Origin of the sequence: Solwaraspora sp. WMMD937 (assembly GCF_029581175.1) — a bacterium.
Taxonomy (GTDB): domain Bacteria; phylum Actinomycetota; class Actinomycetes; order Mycobacteriales; family Micromonosporaceae; genus Micromonospora_E.
In genome coordinates this window covers 3,600,575-3,624,770 of sequence record NZ_CP120738.1, presented here as the reverse complement: position 1 = coordinate 3,624,770, position 24,196 = coordinate 3,600,575, and the positions used below count along the sequence as shown (strand labels likewise).

Below are 24,196 nucleotides of genomic sequence, written 5' to 3'. Positions count from 1 at the left end.
AAAACGGACAACACGATCGGCAATGTGACCAGCATCACACTCCGATATTGACCGCTCTCTTCATTGCCCTGCCGCTGCTTGATACTTTCTGAATAGCGCATGCCGGCAAGCAGATGCGTGCACCACAGTAATCACCATCCGACAATGCGTCGACTCGGCAAGACCACCGTTTGTCCAGCATCCGACGCCAGTGCAACAAAAGCGCAGACTGGTGACCCACGGGGGGATTATCGTGACCTTCGAGCTGTGGAATCCCGCTACCTACGATGCACTGCGGCGTCAACTCATTCCGTCGTTCGACCTGTTGTACGGCAGCGCGTCCAGCGCGGTGCAGATGTCGGTGCCGAGCCACCCACGGATCCTGGATCTGGGCGCAGGGACCGGGCTGCTCAGCGCTGCGCTGATCGCCCGCATCCCCGAAGCAACGATCACTCTAGTCGACCATTCCGAACGGATGCTTGCCCAGGCAAAGCAACGGTTCGACAGTGCCCATCGGGTTAGTTTTGCCGTTCAGGGACTGATGGATCCGTTGCCGGCGGGGCCGTACGACGCAGTTGTTTCCGGCCTAGCTATCCACCACCTTGAGCATCACGAGAAACAAACGCTGTTCGGTCGCCTACCCGAGATTCTGCGGCCGGGTGGGATCTTCGTCAACGTCGAGCAGGTCCTCGCGCCCACACCGCGGCTGGAGGAGATGTACGACCGGCAGCACGAAGGCCACGTACACGCCGCCGGAACGCCTGCCGACGAATGGGCGGCCGGCCGCGAACGGATGAAGCACGACATCTGCGTCGACGTCGAAACTCAACTCGGCTGGCTCCGCGCCGCCGGCTTCGACACCGTGGACTGCCTGGCCAAGGACTGGCGGTTCGCCACCTACGCCGGGTGGCTGGCGTCGTGACCGCTGCCGGGCTCTACCAGGCCGTCCGCGAGGTGGCCGGCCGTCGACCCGACGCCGTGGCGGTACGCACGACCGACGGTGCGTCAGTGACGTACCGCGAACTCGTCGACACGACCGACCGGGTCGCCGCCGGCCTCCCCGCGCACGGCGTCATGGCTGGCGACACCGTCGCCGTGGTGCTGCGCAACAGCATCGGGTACGTCTGCCTGATCCTGGCGGTGGCCCGGCTCGGTGCCCGCTACGTACCGCTGATGGCGAACTTCGACGACGCCGGGGTGCGGACCGCTCTCGACCGGGCACGCCCCACCCTGCTGGTCACCGACGGGCACCGCCGGATCCCCGCCGACGGCCCGGCCGCTGTCGGCCTCGACACGCTGACCGCTTCGACGCCCCGGTCAGAGCCCACCGCGCAGCGCACCGCGGACTCCACCGCCTCGACGGCCACTGCCATCTTCCGGCTCCTGTGGACCTCCGGTTCGACCGGCTTTCCGAAGATGATGGCCTGGCGGCAGGACCGCTTCGTCACCGAACGACGCCGCTGGCTGGCCGACACCGGGATCCGCCCCGACGACGTCTTCTTCTGCCGCCACACCCTCGACGTGGCACACGCCACCGACCTGCACGTGTTCGCGGCACTGCTGTCCGGCGCGCAACTGGTGCTCGCCGACCCGCACACGCCGGCCGGCACGCTGCTGACCCAACTAGCCGCCCACCAGGCGACCGTGACCAGCGCCCTGCCACAGCACTACGCCGACCTGGTCGCCGCCGCCCGGCGCCAGGGCCGGTTCCCGCTGCCGGCGCTGCGCCGCCCGCTGTGCGGTGGCGCCTATCTCAGCCCGACGATCATCCGGGACGCCGCCGACGTGCTCGGCGTACACATCCGGCAGATCTACGGCTCGACCGAGTTCGGCCTGGCGCTGGGCAACATGGACGACGTACCGCAGACCGACACCGCCATGGTCCCGGTCCGTGGCGTCGGCACCCGGCTGGAAGCCTTCGTGCCCGGCCACCCCGACGTCGGGGAACTGGTCCTCTACTCGGACTGCACCAGCGAGGGGTACGTCGACGCACCGCAAGCCAACGCCCGTACCTTCCGCCGGCCCGAGTTCTGGACCGGGGACGTTGCCGAACGCAACCCACAGGGCGGCTACCGGATCCTGGGCCGGGTGTCCGAGACGCTGGCCACCCCCGCCGGGCCGCTGCCGGCGCCAGTGCTCGACACCGAACTCGGCGCGGCCGAGGCAGTGGCACAGGCCGTCAGTCTGGCCGTGCACCCCGGCGACTACCGCGACGCGGTCGCCGTGGCCGTCGCCCCGGCAGACGGGCACTCCGACGACGAGGCCGTCAAGGCTGTCGAGGAACTGCTCGCCCGGCACGGGCTGACCGGTTCAGTGCACCTCGTCGCCGCGATGCCCCGTACCCCGGTCGGCAAGATCGACAAACCGTTGCTCCGCACGCGACTCGGGTTGGCCGGGGGCAGCCAATGACCCGGCACCCGGACCGCGATCACGGACCGGCCCTGGTCACGCGCGGTCACGGACCGGCCCTGGTCATTGTGCCCGGGCTGGCCGCCACCGCCGCGTTCTTCGCCGAGGCGGTGGCCCGGCTCGCCACCCGGCACCGGGTGGTCGTCGTCGAACTGCCCGGACACGGCGACAACGCCACAGCCGACCGGCCGGCCAGCCTCACCCGCGCCGCCGAGGACCTGCACACCACCATCGAAGAGCTTGACCTGACCGAGGTCACCCTGCTGGGCTGGTCGCTCGGCGCGACCGTGGCCTACGGCTACCTGGAGCAGTTCGGGGCTGCCCGGATCCGGGCCCTGGTGTCGGTCGAGCAGACCCCACGGCTGCTGCGCGACCATGACTGGCCGTACGCCGCCTTCGGCAACCTCGACGCCGCCGGGGCCGACGCCGTCCTGGCCAGCGTGACCGACGACTACCCCGCCTTCGCAGCCGGGCTGGTCCGCGGCTCGTTCGCCGCCGGCACCGACCCCGACCCGACGACGCTGGCCGGCCTCATCGACGAGACCCGCCGGTGCGGCCCGGACGCCGTACGGGCGCTGCTCGCCGAGGCACTCACCGTGGACTGGCGTGACCGGCTGCGCCGGATCAGCGTACCGACGCTGCTCGTCCACGGAGCGCACAGCCAGGTCTACCCCGGCGACGTCGGCGGGTGGCTGCGCTCGGCGATACCGGCGTCCCGGCTGGAGGTGTTCACCGGCAGCGGCCATCTGCCGTTCGTCGAGGAACCTGACCGGTTCGCGGAACTCGTGTCGACCTTCGTCGACCACCCGGTGGCCACCTGAGCCATCCGCCCGGGACCCAGCCGACGCGGACCCACCGGCCGAGGACCCGCACCACACCGCAAGGGAGAGGGCATTGACCGATCGCACGGCCGCGCCCAGTACGGCGCGGCGCCTCAGCTGGATCTACCCCGACCGGGGCACCGCCTGGCTACGGCAGGCCGAGCAGGACGCGGTCTGGGGGCCGTACCAGGAAATCGCCGCCGACCTGGGCCTGGAGTTCACGGTGAACAAGCCCGAGGAGGTCGCGGTCGACGCGACCGACCCGGGCCAGCCCAGAGTCTGGCTCAACGGTGAGCCGGTCACCCCGGCCGACACCATCTTCGTCACCTCGCTTTACTCCCTGCCGCACCAGACCCAGGACGTGTGCAACCAGGTGTTCCTGTTCACCATCCTGGAACGGCTCGGCTTCTACCTGCCGATCCCACCAGCACTGTCCTACATCGGCGAGGACAAGCTGGCCAGCGTGGTGCACCTGGCCGGCAGTCCGATCCCGCTGCTGCCGACGATCCGGGTGGGCAGTGGTCGAGAGGCGATGGTCGGCCGCAGCGACGCCGCGCTCGCCGCGCTGCCGTTCCCGTTGATCGTCAAACCCGCCTACTGGGGCATGGGCCTGGGCATCTCGGTAGTACACAACATGAACGACCTGAAAGGTCTTATCGGACTCGCCGGTGGCTCGGACACCGCGTTGGTCGCCCAGCCCTACCTCAAGGTGGTACGCGAACAGCGGGTGTATGTCGTCGACGGGCAGGCACACACCGTGCTGTACGGCTACAAGGACGGCTACTGCCTGGCCGTCACCAAGGCCAGCGGCGGCCGGCACGAACGCGGCTACTCGGCTCTGCCGCCGGAGCTCGCCGGCACCGTCGCCTACGTCGCCGGACGGCTACCCACGCCGTACTTCACTCTGGACTTTCTCTTCGACGGCGAGCGGCACTGGGTGTCGGAGATCGAACTCGACGGCGCGGTCGCGTTCAACGGCATTCCCGAGCAGGACGCCGCCGCCCGGGCGATCGTGCGGGCCCGGTTCGAGGCGTACCTGGCCGGATTCGCCCGGTGGCACGCCGCTGGTGACGACCAGCCGCGTCGGCGGCCGGGATGATCGGCGCGGTGCCCTGGGACGCGCTGCGCGACCAGGCCCGACGTAACGCCGCCGCCGGTGCCCCGGCCGTGCCGGACACCGCCGCCGGACTCGCCGACCTACCGGTCACCGGACCGGACGAGATCTTCGCCGTCTCGCACGCGGTGACCCGGCGGACCGGTGCGCTACTGCTGTCCAGCGGCGGCACCACCGGGCAGCCCAAGCTCACCTACGTGGCGTACCACCAGGCCATCGACCGGCTGCTGCAGCAGTGGCGACCGCTGGTCGGCGGTGACCTCCTGCTCAACCTGTTCACCCCCGGCCGGCTGTGGGCGTCGCACTACTACATGCAGGAGCTGGCCGGACGGTGCGGCGCCGACGTGGCACCGTTCGGTCCGATCACCCCCGAGGAGGTCGACGGCTGGCTGCCGACCCTGCGTCGGCTCGGCGTCAACGCGGTCGCCGGCACCCCGACGGCCCTGGCCGACCTGGCCCGGGGCGTACTCGACGCGGGCGCGGCCACCCCGATCGCAAAAATCATCTGGATGGCCGAGCCGTGGACCGAGGAGAAGGCGACCATCGTGCGGAAGGCGTTCCCGCAGGTCCAGCTATGGGGCAACTACGGCTCGGTCGAAACGTACGTCATCGCCACGAACACCCCGGCCTGCGACCCCTCGGTGCTGCACCTGATGCCCGACCAGGTGCTCGAGCTCGACGACGCCGGCGCCCTGCTGTCCAGAGTGGGTGGCGGCTGGACGGTGCCGACCGTGCGGTACCGGCTCGGCGACCGGGTCGCGGCGGCGGCCTGCGGCTGCGGCCGGCCGGACGCGCTGCGGGTGCTGGGCCGCGCCGACGACGCCATCAAGCTGCACGGCGCGCTGGTCGGCATCGGTACGGTGCTGGACATCGTCCGCGCCGCACCAGGGGTACGCGACGCACAGCTGCTGCTGCGGCGGGCCGTCGGCGAGCGCCACTCGGTCAGCGCGGTGACCGTGCACTACACCGGAGACGCCGACCCGGCGGCGGTACGCACCCGGCTGCTGCACCAGTTCTACGATCTGGGCGTCGTCGCCCGGCACCATCCCACAGCGGTCGCTGTCGAGCAGGTGCCGCGGCTGCGCCGGGTGGACCGCACCAACAAGATCCCCCCGATGATCTGGCTGGAGCCGACCGGATGACGACCGTGAGCGAGCCAAAGCTGCTGGCCAGACTGCGCGGCAACCCGTGGGCGGTGCTGGCCGTCCTGTCGTTGGCGTACTTCCTCACCCAGCTCGACGTGGCGGTGCTCGCCGTCGCGGTGCCGAGCATCATGGCCGATCTCGACGCGTCGGCCGACCAGGTGGTGTGGTCGCTGAGCGCCTACATCTTCCTGCTGGCGATGGCCCTGATCACCGCCGGCCGGCTCGGTGACCTCTACGGTCGGCGGCGGATCTTCCTGCTCGGGGTCGCCGTCTTCACCGTCGCCAGTGTCGCGGCGGGCCTGGCCCAGGGGCCCGGCCAGCTGATCGCTGCCCGTGCGGTGCAGGGCCTCGGCGCGGCGCTACTCACCCCGCAGACCCTCGCCCTGCTGATGGAGGCGTTTCCCCCGGACCGCCGGGGCACGGCGTTCGGCATCCGGGGGGCGGTCGGCGGGATCGCCGCGATCAGCGGACCGGCCGCCGGCGGGGTGCTGGTCAGCACCCTCGACTGGCGGTGGATCTTCTGGCTGAATCTGCCGCTCGGGTTGCTGATGCTCGTGGTCGGCCGGCTCGTGCTGCCCGAGGTCGCGCAACGCGTCCGCCGCCGGCTCGACGTGCCCGGGGTGGTGCTGGCCTCGGCGGCGTTGTTCTGCCTGGCGTTCGGCATCAGCCAGGGCGAACGGTACGGCTGGAACGCCGGCATCTGGACGACGCTCGGCGTGTCCGGGCTGTTCGTGGTGGCCTTCCTCGCCCAGCAGCGCCGCCGCCAGGACCGGGAGCCGCTGGTGCCGTTCGCGCTGTTCCGGCGGCGCAACTTCCCGCTGATGAACGGCTTCTCGCTGACCACCTCCGGCACCGTCATCGGCCTGGTGCTGGTGCTGTCGCTGTACTTCCAGCAGGTGCTCGGCCTCGACGCGTGGGCCGCCGGGCTGATGATCGTGCCGGCGTCACTGTTCTCCACCCTGCTCGACCCGGTGGCCGGCAAACTCGCCGACCGGGTCCAGGGCCGCTACCTGCTGCTGGTCGGGGCGGCGGCCACTGTCGCCGGCATGGCGTGGGCGGCGATCGAGATGCGCGACGGTGCGACGTGGACGGCGTTCGTCGCCCCGATGTGCGTCATCGGTGTCGGCAACGCGTTCCTGTTCACCCCGCTGGCGGTCGTCGCGTTGTCCGACGTCGAACAGCAGCAGGCCGGCGCCGCGTCCGGGGTGCTGATCACCTCGTTGCAGATCGGTTCGATGCTGGGTGCCGCAGCCGTCGGCACCCTGCTGCACAGTCAGATCGGCGAGGTCGTCACCGTCGGGGCGGCCCGCGCGGCGATGCTGCTGCTGGCCGGGGTGGCCGTGCTGGGCGGCATCGCCTGCCTGGTCGCCGGCCCGAACCTGACCAGGACGACATCGCAACCGTGACGGCGGTCGCCCCCCGACGTTGGCGGTTCGACCCGCTGGCCGGCCAGCGGCGGGGATCAGCTCGAGGGAACCGTCATTGTCGTCATATCGGCCCCGAGACAACCATGTGGGTTCCCTCGGCAGCGAAACACTGACTGGCGCCCCCCATCTCCCGCCACTATCAACATATAGCGCATAGGGGGTCTTGCGGCAAGACCCGGGTCGTCGCGCACAATCGCGTTCCTACGCCAGTTCTCCGGCATTCGCCAATCGCTGGGCGCTGCGCTTTCCGCCGACCCGAGAATGGAGTTGATCGAGGTGCGCCCGCTGACCACCAGCGCGTTCGATCTCCCCGACCGGCTGCACGCCAAGGCCGACCCGAAACTGATTGCCGACGACGAGCGGCATTTCTCGGCCGTCGCGCACCGCCTCGACCAACTGGCCACCGACCTTTCGGAGCGGCTAGACGCGGCCCGTAAGGCACCGGCCGGCGGGGGCCGGCGGGCGGTGGACCGCGACCAGGAGGTCCGTCGGCTCACCGTACGGCTGGGGGCGCTGCGCCGGTTCGGCCTCGACCTGTGCCTCGGCCGGATGGTCCCCGACGCCGGTGGCGGCACCGACGGCGGCGACAGCGACAGCGGCGGGCCGGTGTACGTCGGACGGCAGGGCCTGACCGACGACGCCGGCCGCCAACTGCTGCTCGACTGGCGCTCCCCCGCCGCCGAACCGTTCTTCGGCGCCACCCACGCCGACCCGATGGGCCTGGTCAGCCGCCGCCGCTACCGGTGGACGATGGGCCGGGTCAGCGACTACTGGGACGAGGTGTTCGTCGCCGACGCGCTCGACGGACACGCCGCCCTCGACGACCAGTCCGCCTTCATCGCCAGCCTCGGCGGGCACCGGTCGGACCGGATGCGCGACGTGCTGGCCACCATCGCCGCCGACCAGGACGCCATCATCCGCGCCGGCTCGTCGGGTGCCCTCGTCGTCGACGGCGGACCCGGCACCGGCAAGACCGTCGTCGCCCTGCACCGCACCGCGTACCTGCGCTACCACGACCCCCGACTCGGCCAGCGTCGCGGCGGGGTGCTGTTCGTCGGACCGCACCAGCCCTATCTGGCGTACGTCGCCGACGTGCTGCCCAACCTCGGCGAGGACGACGTGCAGACCTGCACCCTGACCGACCTGGTCGCCGAGGGTGCAGGCGCAGCGGCCGAACCGGATCCCGAGGTGGCCCGGATCAAGTCGTCGGCACGGTGGGAGGCGGCGGTCGAGGCGGCCGTCCGGTTCTACGAAGAGCCACCGCCCACCGCGACGACGGTGGCCACCGGTTGGACCGAGCTGACCCTCACCCCCGGAGACTGGGCGGACGCGTTCGCCGCACCCGGGCCGGGTGTGCCGCACAACGAGGCCCGCGAGCAGATCATGGACGAACTGCTGACCATCCTGGTCGGCCGCTACGACGGCGACGAACTGGACGACCAGGTGCGCGCCGCACTGGAACAGAACCGGTCGCTGCGTACGGCGGTCAACCGGGCCTGGCCGCTGCTCGACCCGGCCGACATCGTCGCCGACCTGTGGTCGGTCCCGGCCTACCTGCGCCGGTGCACGCCGTGGCTCGACCCGGCCGAGATCCGTACGCTGCAACGCGCCGACCCTCGGGCCTGGACGGTCGAAGACCTGCCGCTGCTGGACGCGGCCCGGCTGCGTCTCGGCGACGCGCGGGCGTCCGACCGCGAGCGGCGGCACCGGGCGGCGGTGGCCGTCGAACGGGTCCACCGGGCCCGGGTGATCGACGACCTGCTCGACGCGCACAGCTACGACGACGGCGAAGGTGTCCTGGCGATGCTGCGCCACCAGGATCTGCAGGAGACGCTGATCGACGAGACGGGTGGGCCGGACGCCGACCCGGACGCGTTGGCCGGCCCGTTCGCGCACATCGTGGTCGACGAGGCGCAGGAGTTGACCGACGCGCAGTGGCAGATGCTGTTGCGCCGCTGCCCGTCGCGCAGTTTCACCATCGTCGGTGACCGCGCCCAGGCCCGGCACGGCTTCACCGAGTCGTGGCCGGACCGGCTCGCCCGGGTCGGCCTGGACCGGGTCGACGTCGCCACGTTGACGGTCAACTACCGGACGCCGGCCGAGATCATGGCGTACGCCGAACCGGTGATCCGCGCCGCGCTGCCGGATGCCAACGTGCCGACCTCGGTCCGGCACGGTGGCGTCCCGGTCATGCAGCGGGCGGTCGCCGACCTGCGGCAGATCCTGGACGGCTGGCTGGCCGACCACGTCGACGGCACGGTCTGCGTGATCGGCGTACCGCCGGTCGATGTCGCCGCCCTGCCGGCGACGCCCCGGGTCCGGTCGCTGACTCCGGAGCTGGCCAAGGGGCTCGAGTTCGACCTGGTGATGGTGGTCGATCCGGCATCGTTCGGCGACGGCGTCACCGGCGCGGTCGACCGGTATGTGGCGATGACCCGCGCCACCGGTCAGCTGGTCGTGCTGGCCGACCAGGGACCGGATGCTCCCGGCCGCCCGGCGGTGGCGGTGCGCCGGAAGTGAGCGCGCCGGAGGTCAGGTCCGGGCTCTGATGCCGTCCAGGGCCATGGTCAGGACCCGGTCGCGCTGGGCCTCCTGCACGAAGTTGGCTCCGCTGACGCCGTTGACCAGGAACAGCACATCGTCGAAGGTGACGTCGGCGCGGGCCGCTCCGGCGCGCTGCGCGCGTTCGAGCAGCGGACGCCCGGCGGCGTGGATGAGCTCCCGACCGGCGACGAACATCGCCTCGTTGTGGGCGATCGCGTCGTACACAGCCTTCTTGGTCGTGGCGTAGCTGACGAACTGGCGCAGCCAGCTTTCCAGCGCCGCCCAGGGGTCGAGGTGGTCGAGATCGGCGGCGATCCGGGCCAGGGTCTGCACCTCGTCGAGGTACGCGGCCTCGAACAGGTGCCGGCGGGTCGGGAAGTTGCGGTAGAGGGTGGCGATGTTGACGCCGGCACGCCGGGCGATGCCCTCCAGCGAGGCCCCGGAGCCGTCGGCGGCGAACGCCTCGCGGGCGGCCACCAGGAGGGCGTCGAAGTTGCGACGTGCGTCGGCCCGCTGCGGCCGGCGCACGGTCATGCGCGGCTCGGACCCGGTGGCGGCCATCACAGTCCTTTCGGCGGTAAGCGCTTGCTAAGCGCAGGCACTCCTGCACTAAAGTCAAGGAGCCCCTTCGGTACATGGGGCCGTTCCCACTCTAGCCAGCGGTGGTCACCCGACCCCGCTGCTGCCCGACACGTCAGGAGCCACGATGGGCACGATCGGTTTCATCGGCAGCGGCAAGATCGGCGGCACGCTCGCCCGGCTCGCCGTGGACGCCGGGCACGACGTCGTCCTCAGCAACAGCCGGGGACCGGACACCCTGCGGGACCTGGTCGCCCAGCTCGGACCGCAGGCGCGCGCCGCGACGCCCGGCGAGGCCGCCCGAGCGGGCGACGTCGTCATGGTGACGATCCCACTCAAGGCCTACCGCAACGTCCCCGTCACGCCACTACGCGGCACGGTCGTCATCGACACCATGAACTACTACCCGCAGCGCGACGGCAGCTTCGCCGAGCTCGACGCCGACCGCACCACCGTCGGCGAACTACTCCAGGCGCACCTGCCCGAGTCGTTCGTGGTGAAGGCGTTCAGCAACATCTTCTTCAAACACCTGGCCACGCTCGGCCGGCCCGCCGGCGCCGCCGACCGCAGCGCCATCGCGATCGCCGGTGACGACCCCACCGCGAAGGCCACCGTCGCCGCCCTCATCGACACCCTCGGCTACGACGTCCACGACGCGGGCGCCCTCGCCGACAGCCGCCGGTTCGGCCCCGGTACGCCGGCCCACCACGCCTACCTCGACCCGGACGGCAAGTTCGCCGCCCCCGGCCGGGCGGCCAGCGCGGCCCGGCTCGCCGAACTCCTCGGCAGCGACTGATCGGCCGCACCCGTACCGAACGCATCGGTACATTGTCGGTCGATGGCCACCTGTGACGATGTTCGCCGGACACTCGCCGACCTCGCCGACCCGCGTCGAGCCGAGCAGGCACACCGGTTCCTGCAGATGCAACCCGGCGGGTACGGCGAGGGCGACCGGGCGCTCGGCGTACCGGTGCCGGACCAGCGTCGGGTGGCCGGTCGATACTGGCGTGACCTGTCACTGGCCGAGACGACGCGGCTGCTGACCGGCGAGGTGCACGAGGAACGGCTGACCGCGATCTTCATCCTGGTGCGCAGGTTCACCAGGGGCGACGAGCGGGAACGGGCCGCCATCTTCGACACCGTGCTGGCCCACACCGGCCGGATCGACAACTGGGACCTGGTCGATTCGTGCGCCCCGTACATCGTCGGCCCGTGGCTGCTCGACACCGACGACCGGACGGTGCTGGACCGGCTGGCCGCCTCGGAGCTGGTGTGGGACCGGCGGATAGCGATCATGGCGACGTTCGCCTTCATCCGGGCCGGGGACTTCGACTGGACGTTGCGGCTGGCCGAGCGGCTGCTGCACGACCCGCACGACCTGATCCACAAGGCGGTCGGCTGGATGCTGCGCGAGGTCGGCAACCGCGACCGTACGGTCGCCGAGGCGTTCCTGACCCGGCACCAACGCGACATGCCGAGGGTGATGCTGCGGTACGCCATTGAGAAGTTCGAGCCGCAGCGCCGCGCGGCGTACCTCGCCGGCACGGCCTGACCGGTCGCGTCCGCCTCCCTGCCCGACGGAGCGTCCGATCGCGCCGAGGTGAGGCGCACGCACCTCACACCGCAGGGATGACGTGCGTAGCCCTCACCTCGACGCGGTTCACACCGATCATGGCTGCCCGCCCGGCCCCGTGGTCCGGGCGGGCAGCCGACGCGGTCGCAGCGACGTCATTCGCAGAAGACCTTCACCTTGGCGTCGGGCTGGTCGACGTCGACGGTGAGGTCGTCGAGCTGCTCGACGAGATCCTCGATGTGCTGCGGCTTGAGCTGGGTGAGGTCGATCGGCACCCCCGACTTGCCCAGCTCGGCGTTGACGTGGGCGAGCGCCTGCGGCGGGATCAGGCTGGTCAGCCGGACGCCGGCACGCAGCAGCTGCAACGGGACCCGGACGTTGATCCGGGCCGGTCCCTCACCACCGGAGCCGTCGGCCGAGTCTACGACGACCCGCAGGTACTTCGGTCGGGCCTTCGGGCGGGGTGGGCCGCTGGCTGCCGGCTCGGGCTGCTCCCAGTCGAGGGCGTCCATCAGCTGCTCGGCCTCGGCCGCGGTAAGTTTCCCTTCGGCCAGCATCTCCAGGATCTGGCGGCGTTGTTCGTTCATCTCAGGCTTCTCCTTCGCTGTCATCTGACAATCACGAGCAGGGCCGTGCGGCCCTGCGCGAGCTCGACGCGGGCGCCGGGCAGCGCCCACAGCAGACATCCGGCGGCGCGCAGCGCACCGGTCGGGCTGATCCGGTAGACCAGGCAGGCGACCAGGCCGCCAGCCAGGGCGATCGCCAGCAGTGGCGACAGCATCAGCAGCACCGGCAGGACCGGGATCCACAGCCGCCGTCGGCGACCGTCGCCTTGACGCCAGCGCACCGTCACCAGCTGCGGGATCATCGGGGACCGTCCAGCTCGGCCAGCGCCTGCCGGACGGTGATCTCGCCCCGGCGCAGCCGGTCGACGACCTCGGCGCTGGCCGGTGTCGGGCCGGTGTCGGCGATGTCGAGCTGCTCGACGAAATCGAGCTGCTCGACGATCCGGTTGAGCCGGGACTTGACCGTCGGGTAGCTCACCCCGAAGATCCGCTCCATTTCCTTGATCGACCCGTGCGACCGGACGAACGCGGCGACGAAGACCTGGTCGTCGGCGCTGAGCTGCGCCAGCTGCGGCGGCTCGAACTGGCCCTCGACGGCGACGCCGCTGTCGGCCAGCCGCACCCGCTCGACCACGAACGGCTGTCCGCGCGTCAGGTCGGTCAACTCCTGCCAGTCCACTGCTCGGCTCCCCTGCTCTCGGCGATGTGCCCGCCACTCATTTGTACCTCACTTTTGCCATCCGTACCACATCTTGATCTTGATTTTCCTGATGTTGATCTTGAATTTTCTTATTCTCCCAGCTGGGCAGCCCACACATGCCACTGGCGGCGGATCCACCCGCCCGTCGGACGCGCGGGACGCGTCGACAGGTGAGGGATCCGCCGCCAGTCGCGGGCAGCGGGTTGCGGTTACGGGCTGACGCAGCTCACCGTCGGGCTCGACGGTGAGTCGGTGCCGAGGAACCCGGAGGTCGCCGTACCGCCGGCCGGCAGTTGGCCGTTGTAGTCGACGTTCCGGACGGTGACGGTCGACCCGCTGACGCTCAGCGCACCGTTCCAACTCTGGCTGATGCCCTGACCACCGGCGAGGGTCCACCAGGTGGTCCAGCCATTGATCGCCGAGCTGCCGGCCCGGACGGGTGACCTCACCCTGGAACCCGCCGGCCGGGAACCGATGGTCTGGTACGTCGCGGTGCACGCACCGGTCGCGGGCGGCGGAGTCGTCGGGCTTGGCATCGGACGCGGCGGTGTCGGCCGTGCTCGTGCCGACCGGCCTCATGCGTCGGCGGCGAATGCGGTCCTGCCGAGCGCGGCGCCCACCGTGGTGGCGGTGAGCGCCGCGACCAGCAGCGCCGCGACCCCGATCGATCGGGAAGTAGGTCTGGGTTTACGCATCACGGATCTCCCCGTGACGCGGTGAGTGGACACGGACGCGTCGGCTACGCACGGGCCCATCGCTGGCTGGGGTTGCCGTGGCAGTCCCAGATCAGCGCGCCGGTGCCGTTGGCGGTGTCGGAGTTGTCGAGGGGTCGAGGCAGCGGCCGGACGACTCGCTGCGCAGCCCGAACGTGGTAGAGGTCGGCGGGTCGACGGTGCCGCCGCCACTGACCCGGTAGACCACCGTGCCGTGCGCCGGGACACTCGCCGAGATGTTGCCGGAGGTGGTCGAGGTGCCGTTGGTCCAGGCGTCGAGCAGGGTGAACGAGGAGCCGGTCTTGCCGATCGCCGCCGCCGTGGTGGAGACCGTCGTGGTCGAGTTGCCCTGGTTGAACAGGGCGACCGCGACGTCGCCGTTGGCCAGGCGCTTGGCCAGCACCCGGCGGGTGCCGTCGTGGGAGATCTGGACCGCCTGCAGCCCGAGGGAGTCCTGGTTGATGGCGATCAGATTCTGGTTACGCAGGATGTTCAGTGTCGCCGTGCTGGCTGAGCGCAGGTCGTTGCCCATCATCAGCGGCGCGGCCATGATCGCCCAGAGCGCGAAGTGGCTGCGCATCTCGGTATCGGTCATGCCGCCGTTACCGATCTCCATCATGTCCGGGTCGTTGAACCCGCCGGGTCCGGCGTAGCCGGCCAGTGGCACGTTGACGTCAACGATGTTCTTGACGCCCATCGGGTAGCCGTTCGCCTGGCCGCTGTCCCACGTGTTGGTGATGTCCTCGGTGGTACGCCAGAGGTTGGCGACGTCGCTCCAGTTGCGCTGCGGCCCGGTCTTCTCGTGGATGCTGTTCGAGTTGATGCTGTAGACGATCGGCCGGCCGGTGGACGCGAGGGCGTCGCGCATGATGCTGAACCGGGCCACCTGGTCGGTGACGGTGCCGGTCGGCGAGCACCAGTCGTACTTCAGGTAGTCGACGCCCCAGGCTGCGAACTGCCGGGCGTCCTGATACTCGTGGTTGAGGCTGCCGGTGGCCCCGGGGAACGAGCCGAAGTACTGGGCGCAGGTCCGGTCCAACGGCACCTGGTAAATGCCGAACAGCAGGCCACGGGAGTGCAGGTAGTCGCCGAGAGCCTTCATGCCGCTGGGGAACCGCTCCGGGTGGGCCTGCAGGTTGCCCTGCGCGTCCCGGTTCGGGTTGAACCAGCAGTCATCGACAACGACATACTTGTAGCCGAGGTCGCGCAGCCCGTGGTTGACGATGGCGTCGGCCATCTGGCGGATCAGCGTCTCGTTGATGTTGCAGCCGAAGGTGTTCCAGGTGTTCCACCCCATCGGCGGCGTACGGGCGACCCCGTTGTCCAGCGCCTGTGCCGGCGTGGGGGCCATGCCTTCACTCGCCACGGCCGTCGCGAGCGTCATCGCGAGCACGCCCAGGACCGCAGTCAGCCACTTTATTGGGTTTCCACACGTATGTCTCCTTGTCTACCGGCGTTCGGCCGGTGGTGCCGCCGGTGACCTGCAGGCCGTCCCGTCGGGGCGGGTCCGGTCGGCTCCCGTGGTACGGATGCCGGGCGACGTCACGAAGGTGTCAGCAATGCTAACGCTTACATCGGTACAAGTAAATGAATTGTCGCCGCCGACGTTGTTCCGAACCGATTCGCGCCTTTGCCACGATGACCGATGATCAGGCGGTGATGAACCCCACCGCGTCGTCGGCGAGCCCGACGCCGTACATGTTGACCACCCCACCGCTGTTCGCCGCGCTGTCCCCGGCCCGCAACGTCCTGATCGCCGGTGCCGGCGGCGGTTTCGACGTGTACGCCGGACTACCGCTGGCCTTCGCGCTGTGGCGGTCTACTTCACCGTCGGCCTCGACGAGGTTGCCACCCGCATCCCTCGCGCGTACCCGCACTGAACGCGCTGCCCGCGCCGCCCGCGCGGACCAGGTGCGGGCGTCGGTCTGGCTGGTCGGTGGCACCGGTCGGGCAAGAAGTCTTGGCTGGTGCCGAACAGCGAGTTAGTGCGGCGCGTCGGTGTCGATCCAGCGCAGCACCGTGCGGCCCCACGGGTCGACGGCACCCGGCGCGGCCGTGCCGGTGACGACCATGCCGGTCGCGGCGACCGTGACCGCGCCGACGTAGGCCAGGTCGGCGAGGATCGCGGCGGCCAGCCCACGCCCGACAACCCTGGTCGGCACGCGCGGCTTGCCGGTGACGTCGTCGTGGGCGATGAGGAACAGTTCGTCGGCGAGCCGACCGGTCGGCGGCAGTGGTACGGCCGGCTCCGCCAACGGTGCCGCTGCGGGTGTCGTGGTGGACCAGTCGCGGGTGCAGGTGCGGTAGACGGTCACCGGCCGGCCCGCCTCGTCCAGGCCAGGAACCGGGTGAACAGCTCTCCCGGCGTCGCCTCCTCGGGCAGGTCGGCGATCGCCTCGACCATCCGCTCGGCCGCGTACATGCTGCGGGAGATCGGGTCCAGGTTCGCGGTCAACTCGGCCCGCGCGTACCCGCAGGGCCAGTCGACCTGCGGCCCGCACCCCGAGCAGGACCAGACCGGCCGTACGGGCACATGCAGCACGTCGTCCAGCCCGGTCACCGGTGCTGCACCCCGGCCTGATTGCGCCACCGCCGCCCGCCCGGGCCCGACTGCGGCGGAGCCGGTGGCGGCCTGGTGCCCCAGGTCCGGTCGATCGGGGCGGCGCAGTCCCGGCAGGTCAACGTCTGCCCGCACACCGGGCACCACCGGTGCCGACACCGACACGACACGAACCCACCAACCAGGCCAACGAGCCCGACCAGCACGCCGACCACTGTTGTGAGGAGGAGGCACAAGACGTTCTCCAATCTCCGTACGGGTTTGGGGCTTGCCGCCGCCAGCGACGGGGACACCGACGGCGGCAAGCGGTTCGTGGCGCTGGGCGGACGCCGATCGAACCGTAAATACAGTGGACGTCGCGGTTGTCCCGGCAGAAGCGGTAAGGGAGGGGAACTGATACGCGTTCCCGGGAAGAGAATTGGGAAGAGGGATTCCCACCCGGGTCATGAGCCTCGGTCAGGTCGAAGTGCGCTCGGCTGGCCGTGACGGATCGAGTCAATGCCTCTACGCTGGGCCGTGGGCCGATCGTCCGGACGGGGGTACTCCGATGAACGAGTTGTTCCGCGCCGCGAGGGAACGGCAAGGGCTGTCGCGCCGGGAGCTTGCCGATGCCGTCAACGTTGTTCGGCACGGCGATCCTGAGCGGGCCGCTCGGGCGGCCTTCAACGCCGACCATGTGGGAAAGATCGAGACCGGCAAGGTGCGTTACCCGGACGACGACCTGAGACGCGCTTTGCGGAGCGTACTCAAGGTCAACAGTGACGAGGAGCTGGGCTTTCGCCCGCACCGCCGATTGCAGAACAGTGACAGCACATCGGCAGGGCGATCGCGTGGCCCGGCAGCGTCCTCCACATCCATCAGCCAGCTGGCAGCTGAGCTGCGACGGCGACAGATGTTCACCCCCGCTGAAGCGGCGGGTAGCGGCGGAGTTGATCTTGTGCAGTTGCGGAACGCTGTCGGTGCGGCGCACCTGGCCTATCAACGGGCAGAGTATGCCGACCTGGTGAGACTGCTGCCTGATCTCGTTTACCGGACGGACGGTGCCGCCCGGCGTGGTGCGGAGCAGCACCGCGCACTCGGCATCCTCGGGGCAGCCCATCTGGCGGTGTCCAAGCTGGCCCTCAAGCTCGGTGATCCCGCCCTCGCCTGGGTAGCGGCCGACCGGGCGCTACGCAGTGCGCAACAGGCCGGTGCCGACAACCTCGCAGCAGCCGCCGCCTATTCGGTGGCGTGCGCTCTGCTGGCCTCCCCCGGGCACGTCGCGGACGCAGCAGACGCAGCGGCTGAGGGACTCGCCCGGATACCTGAGCAGTCCAGTCCTGCCGCCCTGTCGGTCAGCGGATCATTGACGTTACTACTGGCGCTCATCGCCGCACGGCGCGGCAAGGCGAAGATCGCGCTCGGTCACCTGGACGACGCAGCAGTTCTGGCCGACCGACTCGGGAAGGACCGCAACTACTTCTGGACCGGTTTTGGCCCGACGAACGTGCTGATCCACCGGGTCACCACCGCCGTCAACGTTCGCCAGTTCAACACTGCGGTCGAGCTCGGTGAACGCATCGACACGTCGACCCTGCCGCCATCACTGGTGAGCCGGCGAGCTCAGGTCCAGCTGGACCTGGCTGCGGCGTTCACCGCGCAGCCGGGCGGCGACCCGTCAGCGCTGCTGCACCTTCTGGCGGCCGAGCGCACCGCACCTCAGATCTTCCAGGTGCACGATCAGACCCGCACGCTGGTCACCGCCATGCTGGCCCGGGAACGTCGCGCCGCCACACCCGGCCTGCGCGCCTTGGCGGTGCGCGCCAGGATCAATGCCAACTGATCATGACTGGCACCGGCAAACCGACGCTGTACCTGGTTTCCTCCGCCGCTCCGCCGATTCGCAACATCGACGAGTGCGTCGCCCTGTTGCAGGCCGACGGATGGTCGGTGTGCCTGATCGTCACGCCTACTGCGGCGACCTGGATCGACACGGACAGGCTCGCATCCCAGACCGGGTTTCCGGTCGCGTCCCGACTTCGCGCCCCTGACGAGCCCGGAACACTGCCGCGCGCCGACGCCGTCGTGGTGGCACCGGCGTCCTTCAACACGATCAACAAGTGGGCCAGCGGAATCAGCGACAACCTGGCGCTGGGTGTACTCAACGAGGCCCTTGGCACCGGGCTTCCGATAGTCGTCTCACCGTACGCAAAGCCGGCCCTCACCCAGCATCCCGCCTACCGAGCATCCGTCCGGACCCTGTCATACGTCGGCGTCCAGTTCACCGAGGACGAAGCTCTCAAACCCACGCTTGGAAGCGACAGATTTCGATGGGGTGTAGTTGCCGAAGCGTTCCGCGCCACCGATTGATCACGCCTCCGCTGAACAGCCACCAGGACAACGCCTCCGCATTCAACAGTTGATCAACGGACCGCCGCCCACGTCGACCGGACGTGTTCCAACCCGCCAACCGATCCAGCGGTAGAGAGACTGTGGCCGCACACCTAACCGAAGTTCAAGAGCAGATGACGTAAATACTGGCGTGCACCGGCGTGTCGTACGGTTCTACGTCATCTGATCTTGAGTCGGCTTCCCGTCTGCATAGGCTGGTCCAGAATCCGTCGATCAGCACGATGGTGTCGGGTGCCACGCCAGATGTCCTGTAGTGGGAGCACATCAGTGGCGACGGGTCATGGTCTCGGTGCCGAGGACGGTCAGCAGTCGCAGCTTGTCGGCCGCTTCGCTGCCAGGTGCCGCCGTGTAGACGACGATGCGCAGGTCGGCACCGTGCGCCGACAGCACATCGCAGTCGAGTTCGACTTCGCCGACGTGCGGATTGTCGACGGTCTTTCGTTCGCTCCTGCGGTGCGCGACGGCGGAGCCTTCCCACAGTCGCGCGAATTCGGGGCTCGATGCCCGCAGCGTGCCGATCATGTCCTTCAGTTCGCGGTCGGCAGGGTAACGCGTCGCCACGTCGCGCAGGTCGGCCACGAGCGACGCCTTGTGCGCCTGCGGATCCGGATGCCGCACGCGTCCCGTGTCATCGTGGAAGGTTCGCCACACGATGTTCGCCGACCGGAGGTCGCGGCCGTGCCAGTCGTCGCCGGTCAGCGCGGCCCACACATCGTTGTGCTGGATGAGGGTCCAGGCCGCGTCGAAGACGGCGATCGGGGTGTCGGCGAGACGGTCGAGCACGCGCTGCACGCTGGGGCCGATGTGCCGGGGCACCAGTCCGCCCGGTTGGGGCGCGTGCCCCGCCAGGCGGCAGGCCAGTTCGTACTCGGCGTCGGACAGGCGCAGCGTGCGTGCTAGCGCGCGCACGATGGCGACGCTGGGATGCGCGCGGCCCTGTTCGAGGCGTTTGACGTAGTCCGGTGAGATGCCAGCAAGCCAGGCGACCTCCTCGCGGCGCAATCCTGCCGTCCTGCGCGTGCCTGACCTGAAGGGCAGGCCCACGTCTGCCGGCTGCAGGCGGGTGCGCCAGGAGCGGAGCACCGCCGCGAAGTTGGGTACGTCGTGCATCACTCCATTGTCGGCCTTCTGCCCGGCCTTCGATCGATGCGTGGGTGGCCCGAAGTGGGCCAGGCTGCCGCCCGGAACCGGTGCCAAGGTCGATTCCTGGCACACCTGACGGCCCCAGCGGCACCTTCGCCGATCGCGACGGCGAACTGCCCTGGTGATCACACCACCACGGAAGGAGCGGACATGTATCTCATCACCGGAGCGACAGGCAACGTCGGCAACCCGCTTGCACGGCAGCTGCACGAACAGGGTCACCCGGTCCGAGTCCTGGTGCGCGACCCTGCCCGGGCAGCCGACCTGCCGGCCGAGATCGAGCGCGCCGTCGGCGATCTCGACAACCCCGACGACGTGGCCAACGCCGTCAAGGGCGTGGACGCCGTCTTCCTCATGCAGGTGGGCAGCGGAACCGACCAGACCAAGGTCATGATCGATGCCGTACGCAACGCCGGCAACACCAGGATTGTCCTGCTGTCCTCGGTCGGTGCACGGCTGATGCCGATCAGCGACAACCCCGTCATCGGCGGAGCCCTCGCGGCGCGCGAGGACCTGATGCGCGAGTCCGGGCTGGGCGTCACCTACCTGCGCCCCAACGGCTTCGCATCCAATGCCCTGTGGTGGCTGGACGGCATCCGCGCTGGCAAGGTCGTCGACCCCACCGGAGAGGGCCGTCTGGCGGTCATCGACCCCGAGGACGTGGCCCGCTGCGCCGCCATCGTGCTCACCGAAGACGGGCACGTCGGCAAGGGCTACACCCTGACCGGGCCAGAAGCACTGACTTCTCGTGAGCAGGTGGCGACAATCGCCGCGGTGACCGGTCAGATGATCGACTTCCAGGAAGTCACTCCTCGCGAGTTTGCCCGGGCGCAGATCGCCAAGGGTGTGCCCGCCGAGCAGGCGCAGGCATTGGAATATCTGAACACGGTGTTCCGTAAGGGTCGCGCCGCCTACGTGACCGACGATGTGCGGAACCTCACGGGCCGGGCGCCAGGGACGTTCCGCGAGTGGTGCGAACGCAGCGCCGACGCATTGCGCTGATGCAAGACCCAGTGCGACCGGGCTCCCGGACACCACTCAGCATTCTTCCCGACGCCACCAGGCCCGCAGGAACGTCAGCCGCGACTCCACACCTATCAGGTCATCGCTCCGCTCGTCGTGGCCCGTCGCAGGTATGACGGGGTACGGACACGAAAACTCATCATCAGGGAGCCGACCGCGGCCGCAAGATCAGCTGACGAGATCGCGGGAGTTCCTCGGCGTGTCACCCGAGTTTACGTCATCTGATCCTGGCGGTCCGCTGGCATCGGCACCGGAGCAACCGTGTGCGCGTAGCGCTTGCCCGGCCAGCGCGACGGGCGGTCAGATCGGTTTCTGCGGACAGGCGGCGGTGCCCCGGCGGGACTGGGGCGTCTGATAGTCCCGGCAGGCGCGCTGGCGGCTTCGTCCTGACCTGCGACGGCGACGTCGTCGGTCTGTCCAACCTGTTCGCCGCTGACAGCGGCGAACAGTCCGATGTCCGGGCGACCGCCATCACCGAGGCAGCCGTCCACATTCCAGGGCTGCCGCTGGTCGGCTATGAGCAGGGCGACGACCTCGCGCGCGCCCGAGCACACGGCTTCGCCCCGGTCGGCGCCCTGCGGGTCTGGCTGCACCAGCCCGGCCAGCCATGATCACTTGATGAAAAACCGGCCGACACGCCGACACGATCCCAGCAGAGCATCAAATGATCTTGGTTGTGCCTAACCTCAGCCGGTTGCCAGACTGGCCCGGTGCCGGTCTCCCTCTGGCGAAACCGTGACTTCCTCCTACTGTGGAGCGGCCAGGTCGTATCGACGCTCGGCACCCGGATCAGCGGCCTCGCGTACCCGCTGCTCGTGCTGGCTGTCACCGGCTCACCGGCGCAGGCCGGTCTGGTGGCGGCCACACAGGCGGCCCCGTTCCTGATCTGGTTCCTGCCGGCGGGTGCCCTGGTCGACCGCTGGCCCCGCAAGCGGATCATGCTCGTCGCCGACGCAGGTCGAGCGGTGGCCCTGGCATCGGTCGCGGTGGCCGTCGCGCTCGGACGGATCACGATCGGACACCTCATGGTCGTGGCCTTCGTCGAGGGGACGCTGTACGTCTTCTTCCTGCTCGCCGAGACCGCCGCCCTGCCACACGTGGTGCCCAAACCCCAACTACCGACGGCGATCGCCCAGAACCAGGCTCGCGACCAGGGTGCCGACCTGGCCGGCCAGCCGTTGGGCGGCCTGCTGTTCGGGCTGGGCCACGCGGTGCCGTTCGCCGCCGACGCCGTGTCGTACGTGGTGGGCGTCGCTCTGGTCGCCCCGATCCGGCAGGACCTGGAGGAGAAGCGGGTGGCGCAGCGTCGCCCCCTGCTGGCCGAGATCGCCGAGGGTGTCCGCTGGCTGTGGCGTCAGCATCTCCTGCGCGCCCTCGTGGCGATCGCGTCGGCTGGCAACCTGGCCTTCAGCGCCCTCAGCCTGGCCGTCATCGTGCGCGCCACTGACCTCGGCGCGTCCCCGACCCGCGTTGGTGTGCTGCTCGGGCTCTTCGGCGTGGGCGCGATCGCCGGTGCCCTGGTGGCCCCGCCGGTACAACGCCTCGTCTCCCCGAACGTGATCCTGATCGGCGCGCTCTGGTGGTGGGTCGCGCAGATGGCGGCGTTGGCCCTGGCCCCGACCGTGTTCACGCTGGGGGCGGTCTACACGGTCGGCGCACTGATGGGCCCGATCTTCAACACCACCACCGCCGCCTACCGGTACGCCCTGACCCCCGACCGCCTCCAGGGCCGGGTCAACGGCGCCTCCCGAATGATCGGCTGGGGTGCCCGCCCCGTGGGCGCCCTCCTCGGCGGCATAGCGCTGGAGACCCTGGGCGCGGTGCCGACCTTCGCCGCCCTGGCGGCGTGGCTGGCCGTCGTCGCGACGGCATCGACGACGAGCCGCCAGATCAGGTGCGCCCCCAGGCTGGAAACGCTGGGCGAACGAACCGGATCCTGAGTTCGTGCGGTGGACCGTGCTGCCCTGTTCAGGGTGCCGGCTCCCGGCGGGTGCGTTGTTGGTGTCGGCGCGCCTTCAGCCGGTTGCCGCAGGTCTTCATCGAGCACCAGCGGGCGGTGTTGGCACGGCTGCGGTCCAGGTGGAACAGGCGGCACTCGGTGTTGTCGCAGGGCCGCAGTCGGCCGGGTAACCGGGCCTGTACGTCGAACCAGGCGAGCACCAACTGCACGGCGAGCATCCGGTCGGGGGGCCCACACAGGCGCCAGCGCAGGCCCGACGCGTCGACCTCGGGCAGTTGCTGGACGCCGGCGAGGATCCGCCGCAGGTCCGCTTCGGGCACGGCACCGCGGGTGGCGGCCTGCAGCGCGTCTCTGGCGGTCCGCAGCCAGGTGGTCGTTGCCGGGTCGCCGGAGCCTCCGTGCCGGTGTGCCCACTGCCGCAGTGCGGTGTCGTCGGCCCACCGGTCCTGTGGCCGGCCGTCCACCACGGGTGTGCTGTTCAGCGCCTCGATCAGCGCCTGCTCGTCGAGCACGGTGACCTCACCACCCTCGCCACTAACCCTCTCGCCGCGCTTGACAGGTTATCGCAGATCGGGTCCACTTGAATCCAGATAACCACCACGAAGTTCCGAGAGGGTTAGAGATGGTCGAAGTTCACCACCGGTACGCCACCGTGCGAGGGCACCGCGTCTTCTACCGACAGGCCGGCCCCCACGACGCGCCGACGCTGCTGCTCCTGCACGGATACCCCACCAGCTCACGTATGTTCCGCCGGCTGATCCCGCGACTCGCCGACCGGTTCCACGTCATCGCCCCCGACCACATCGGCTTCGGCCACTCCGACGCCCCGCCCGCCGACGCGTTCCCGTACACGTTCGACGCGCTCACCGACGTCACCGAAGCGTTCCTGGCCGAGCTCGGCGTCACCCGCTGCGCCATCTACGTGCAGGACTACGGCGCTCCGATCGGATGGCGACTCGCCCTCCGCGCCCCCGAGATGATCACTGCGGTCATCAGCCAGAACGGCAACGGGTACGACGACGGCTTCGTCCCCGACTTCTGGACACCCGTGTGGGCGTACGCCGACGATCCGGGACCGGACACGGAGCCTGCGGTGCGCACCGCCCTCGCTCTGGACGCCATCCGCTGGCAGTACGTGCACGGCGTGGACCGCCCCGACCTGGTCGACCCCGACACCTGGACGTACGACCACCGCGACATCAGCCGCCCCGGCAACGACCTGGCACAGCTGGCGCTTTTCCGCGACTACGCCACCAACCCTCCGCTGTACCCGAAGCTGCACGCGTATTTTCGGCGCAGTCAGGTGCCGCTACTGGCCGTTTGGGGGGCCGAGGATCTGATCTTCGGGCCGGACGGGGCGCGTGCCTTCGCGCGGGACCTCCCGGACGCCGAGATCCACCTGGTGCCCGGCGGCGGTCACTTCCTGCTGGAAAGTCACCTGGACACCGTGGTCGGCCACATCCGGGACTTCCTGTCCCGCGCGCTGCCGACAACCCCGCCTGCGACAGCCCGCGACGCGCGAACCACCCACCTGTGAAACGGCCGCCGC

General features: G+C 70.0%; 24 protein-coding genes and 1 pseudogene. 15 read left to right on the top strand and 10 right to left on the bottom strand.

All coding sequences use genetic code 11. The annotated features are described in order from the left end of the window. Positions 1 to 232 precede the first annotated feature (232 nt). The 7 genes from O7621_RS15885 to helR all read left to right on the top strand — a co-directional run bounded on the left by O7621_RS15885 (position 233) and on the right by helR (position 9,415). The gene (locus O7621_RS15885) at positions 233 to 901 is read left to right on the top strand and encodes a class I SAM-dependent methyltransferase (RefSeq protein ID WP_282229995.1); all 669 of its coding nucleotides are present in this window, start codon (positions 233 to 235) and stop codon (positions 899 to 901) included. Next, on the top strand, positions 886 to 2,388 hold the full coding sequence (locus O7621_RS15880; RefSeq protein ID WP_282229994.1) for an AMP-binding protein: 1,503 nt from the start codon (positions 886 to 888) through the stop codon (positions 2,386 to 2,388). The genes O7621_RS15885 and O7621_RS15880 overlap by 16 nt, the downstream gene beginning before the upstream one ends. Next, on the top strand, positions 2,385 to 3,209 hold the full coding sequence (locus tag O7621_RS15875) for an alpha/beta hydrolase (protein WP_282229993.1): 825 nt from the start codon (positions 2,385 to 2,387) through the stop codon (positions 3,207 to 3,209). Before O7621_RS15880 ends, O7621_RS15875 begins: the two co-directional genes overlap by 4 nt. A 73-nt stretch (positions 3,210 to 3,282) precedes the next feature. Then, on the top strand, positions 3,283 to 4,308 hold the full coding sequence (locus O7621_RS15870) for a hypothetical protein (protein ID WP_282229992.1): 1,026 nt from the start codon (positions 3,283 to 3,285) through the stop codon (positions 4,306 to 4,308). Continuing rightward, on the top strand, positions 4,305 to 5,465 hold the full coding sequence (locus O7621_RS15865) for an AMP-binding protein (RefSeq protein WP_282229991.1): 1,161 nt from the start codon (positions 4,305 to 4,307) through the stop codon (positions 5,463 to 5,465). The genes O7621_RS15870 and O7621_RS15865 overlap by 4 nt, the downstream gene beginning before the upstream one ends. A 5-nt stretch (positions 5,466 to 5,470) precedes the next feature. Then, on the top strand, positions 5,471 to 6,874 hold the full coding sequence (locus O7621_RS15860) for a DHA2 family efflux MFS transporter permease subunit (protein ID WP_282229990.1): 1,404 nt from the start codon (positions 5,471 to 5,473) through the stop codon (positions 6,872 to 6,874). 282 nt (positions 6,875 to 7,156) lie between these two features. Beyond that, entirely contained in the window at positions 7,157 to 9,415 is a 2,259-nt protein-coding gene (helR, locus tag O7621_RS15855; RefSeq protein ID WP_282229989.1) for an RNA polymerase recycling motor ATPase HelR, read from the top strand. Positions 9,416 to 9,427: 12 nt separating this feature from the next. On the opposite strand, the gene O7621_RS15850 is transcribed toward helR, so the two are convergent. Further along, complete coding sequence (locus O7621_RS15850) at positions 9,428 to 10,000, bottom strand: TetR/AcrR family transcriptional regulator (RefSeq protein WP_282229988.1); 573 nt, start codon at positions 9,998 to 10,000, stop codon at positions 9,428 to 9,430. Positions 10,001 to 10,145: 145 nt separating this feature from the next. Between O7621_RS15850 and O7621_RS15845 the strand changes: the two genes are divergently transcribed. Together O7621_RS15845 and O7621_RS15840 are read left to right on the top strand one after the other, a co-directional pair. Beyond that, positions 10,146 to 10,814, top strand: a complete 669-nt coding sequence (locus tag O7621_RS15845) for an NAD(P)-binding domain-containing protein (protein WP_282229987.1) — start codon at positions 10,146 to 10,148, stop codon at positions 10,812 to 10,814. A gap of 42 nt (positions 10,815 to 10,856) precedes the next feature. Beyond that, complete coding sequence (locus O7621_RS15840) at positions 10,857 to 11,570, top strand: DNA alkylation repair protein (protein ID WP_282229986.1); 714 nt, start codon at positions 10,857 to 10,859, stop codon at positions 11,568 to 11,570. Positions 11,571 to 11,746: 176 nt separating this feature from the next. Here O7621_RS15840 and O7621_RS15835 read toward each other — a convergent pair whose 3' ends face one another. From O7621_RS15835 to O7621_RS15815, 5 genes and pseudogenes are all read right to left on the bottom strand, one after another. Continuing rightward, positions 11,747 to 12,178, bottom strand: a complete 432-nt coding sequence (locus tag O7621_RS15835; protein WP_282229985.1) for a hypothetical protein — start codon at positions 12,176 to 12,178, stop codon at positions 11,747 to 11,749. 20 nt (positions 12,179 to 12,198) lie between these two features. After that, entirely contained in the window at positions 12,199 to 12,459 is a 261-nt protein-coding gene (locus tag O7621_RS15830) for a hypothetical protein (protein ID WP_282229984.1), read from the bottom strand. Further along, positions 12,456 to 12,836 (bottom strand): DUF2089 domain-containing protein, encoded by a 381-nt coding sequence (locus O7621_RS15825; RefSeq protein ID WP_282229983.1) that lies wholly within the window; start codon positions 12,834 to 12,836, stop codon positions 12,456 to 12,458. Before O7621_RS15825 ends, O7621_RS15830 begins: the two co-directional genes overlap by 4 nt. Before the next feature lie 230 nt (positions 12,837 to 13,066). Continuing rightward, complete coding sequence (locus O7621_RS15820; protein WP_282229982.1) at positions 13,067 to 13,393, bottom strand: cellulose binding domain-containing protein; 327 nt, start codon at positions 13,391 to 13,393, stop codon at positions 13,067 to 13,069. Between the two features lie 215 nt (positions 13,394 to 13,608). After that, positions 13,609 to 14,954: pseudogene (locus O7621_RS15815) on the bottom strand (alpha-galactosidase); the annotation flags it as partial. Positions 14,955 to 15,208: 254 nt separating this feature from the next. Between O7621_RS15815 and O7621_RS15810 the strand changes: the two are divergent. Beyond that, on the top strand, positions 15,209 to 15,556 hold the full coding sequence (locus O7621_RS15810; protein WP_282229981.1) for a hypothetical protein: 348 nt from the start codon (positions 15,209 to 15,211) through the stop codon (positions 15,554 to 15,556). Here the strand turns inward: O7621_RS15810 and O7621_RS15805 are convergent. Together O7621_RS15805 and O7621_RS15800 are read right to left on the bottom strand one after the other, a co-directional pair. After that, positions 15,553 to 15,885 (bottom strand): GPP34 family phosphoprotein, encoded by a 333-nt coding sequence (locus O7621_RS15805; protein WP_282229980.1) that lies wholly within the window; start codon positions 15,883 to 15,885, stop codon positions 15,553 to 15,555. The genes O7621_RS15810 and O7621_RS15805 overlap by 4 nt on opposite strands. Beyond that, positions 15,882 to 16,265: a hypothetical protein gene (locus O7621_RS15800; protein ID WP_282229979.1), complete on the bottom strand. Its 384-nt coding sequence runs from the start codon at positions 16,263 to 16,265 to the stop codon at positions 15,882 to 15,884. Before O7621_RS15800 ends, O7621_RS15805 begins: the two co-directional genes overlap by 4 nt. 412 nt (positions 16,266 to 16,677) lie before the next feature. On the opposite strand from O7621_RS15800, the gene O7621_RS15795 reads away from it, so the two are divergent. Next, on the top strand, positions 16,678 to 17,952 hold the full coding sequence (locus O7621_RS15795; RefSeq protein ID WP_282229978.1) for a helix-turn-helix transcriptional regulator: 1,275 nt from the start codon (positions 16,678 to 16,680) through the stop codon (positions 17,950 to 17,952). 2 nt (positions 17,953 to 17,954) lie between these two features. Continuing rightward, positions 17,955 to 18,479 carry a flavoprotein gene (locus O7621_RS15790; protein ID WP_282229977.1) on the top strand — a complete coding sequence of 175 codons (525 nt, stop codon included), beginning with the start codon at positions 17,955 to 17,957 and terminating at the stop codon, positions 18,477 to 18,479. A 306-nt stretch (positions 18,480 to 18,785) separates the two neighbouring features. On the opposite strand, the gene O7621_RS15785 is transcribed toward O7621_RS15790, so the two are convergent. Next, positions 18,786 to 19,631 carry a helix-turn-helix domain-containing protein gene (locus O7621_RS15785; protein ID WP_282229976.1) on the bottom strand — a complete coding sequence of 282 codons (846 nt, stop codon included), beginning with the start codon at positions 19,629 to 19,631 and terminating at the stop codon, positions 18,786 to 18,788. Positions 19,632 to 19,814: 183 nt separating this feature from the next. On the opposite strand from O7621_RS15785, the gene O7621_RS15780 reads away from it, so the two are divergent. Further along, positions 19,815 to 20,666 (top strand): NAD(P)H-binding protein, encoded by an 852-nt coding sequence (locus O7621_RS15780; protein WP_282229975.1) that lies wholly within the window; start codon positions 19,815 to 19,817, stop codon positions 20,664 to 20,666. A gap of 731 nt (positions 20,667 to 21,397) precedes the next feature. Continuing rightward, the gene (locus O7621_RS15775; protein ID WP_282229974.1) at positions 21,398 to 22,627 is read left to right on the top strand and encodes an MFS transporter; all 1,230 of its coding nucleotides are present in this window, start codon (positions 21,398 to 21,400) and stop codon (positions 22,625 to 22,627) included. 28 nt (positions 22,628 to 22,655) lie between these two features. On the opposite strand, the gene O7621_RS15770 is transcribed toward O7621_RS15775, so the two are convergent. Further along, a complete protein-coding gene (locus tag O7621_RS15770; RefSeq protein ID WP_282229973.1) occupies positions 22,656 to 23,159 on the bottom strand; it encodes a CGNR zinc finger domain-containing protein in 504 nt (167 codons plus the stop codon). Positions 23,160 to 23,269: 110 nt separating this feature from the next. Between O7621_RS15770 and O7621_RS15765 the strand changes: the two genes are divergently transcribed. Beyond that, positions 23,270 to 24,184 (top strand): alpha/beta hydrolase, encoded by a 915-nt coding sequence (locus O7621_RS15765; protein ID WP_282229972.1) that lies wholly within the window; start codon positions 23,270 to 23,272, stop codon positions 24,182 to 24,184. The last annotated feature ends 12 nt before the right edge of the window (positions 24,185 to 24,196 follow it).

Coding starts and splice junctions, on each gene's coding strand:
- O7621_RS15875 (WP_282229993.1), top strand. CDS start 2,385: ATGACCCGGCACCCGGACCGCGATCACGGACCGGCCCTGGTCACGCGC.
- O7621_RS15810 (WP_282229981.1), top strand. CDS start 15,209: ATGACCGATGATCAGGCGGTGATGAACCCCACCGCGTCGTCGGCGAGC.
- O7621_RS15790 (WP_282229977.1), top strand. CDS start 17,955: ATGACTGGCACCGGCAAACCGACGCTGTACCTGGTTTCCTCCGCCGCT.
- O7621_RS15865 (WP_282229991.1), top strand. CDS start 4,305: ATGATCGGCGCGGTGCCCTGGGACGCGCTGCGCGACCAGGCCCGACGT.
- O7621_RS15765 (WP_282229972.1), top strand. CDS start 23,270: ATGGTCGAAGTTCACCACCGGTACGCCACCGTGCGAGGGCACCGCGTC.
- O7621_RS15795 (WP_282229978.1), top strand. CDS start 16,678: ATGAACGAGTTGTTCCGCGCCGCGAGGGAACGGCAAGGGCTGTCGCGC.
- helR (WP_282229989.1), top strand. CDS start 7,157: ATGGAGTTGATCGAGGTGCGCCCGCTGACCACCAGCGCGTTCGATCTC.
- O7621_RS15835 (WP_282229985.1), bottom strand. CDS start 12,178: ATGAACGAACAACGCCGCCAGATCCTGGAGATGCTGGCCGAAGGGAAA.
- O7621_RS15820 (WP_282229982.1), bottom strand. CDS start 13,393: ATGCCAAGCCCGACGACTCCGCCGCCCGCGACCGGTGCGTGCACCGCG.
- O7621_RS15840 (WP_282229986.1), top strand. CDS start 10,857: ATGGCCACCTGTGACGATGTTCGCCGGACACTCGCCGACCTCGCCGAC.
- O7621_RS15780 (WP_282229975.1), top strand. CDS start 19,815: ATGTATCTCATCACCGGAGCGACAGGCAACGTCGGCAACCCGCTTGCA.
- O7621_RS15845 (WP_282229987.1), top strand. CDS start 10,146: ATGGGCACGATCGGTTTCATCGGCAGCGGCAAGATCGGCGGCACGCTC.
- O7621_RS15785 (WP_282229976.1), bottom strand. CDS start 19,631: ATGCACGACGTACCCAACTTCGCGGCGGTGCTCCGCTCCTGGCGCACC.
- O7621_RS15830 (WP_282229984.1), bottom strand. CDS start 12,459: ATGATCCCGCAGCTGGTGACGGTGCGCTGGCGTCAAGGCGACGGTCGC.
- O7621_RS15850 (WP_282229988.1), bottom strand. CDS start 10,000: ATGGCCGCCACCGGGTCCGAGCCGCGCATGACCGTGCGCCGGCCGCAG.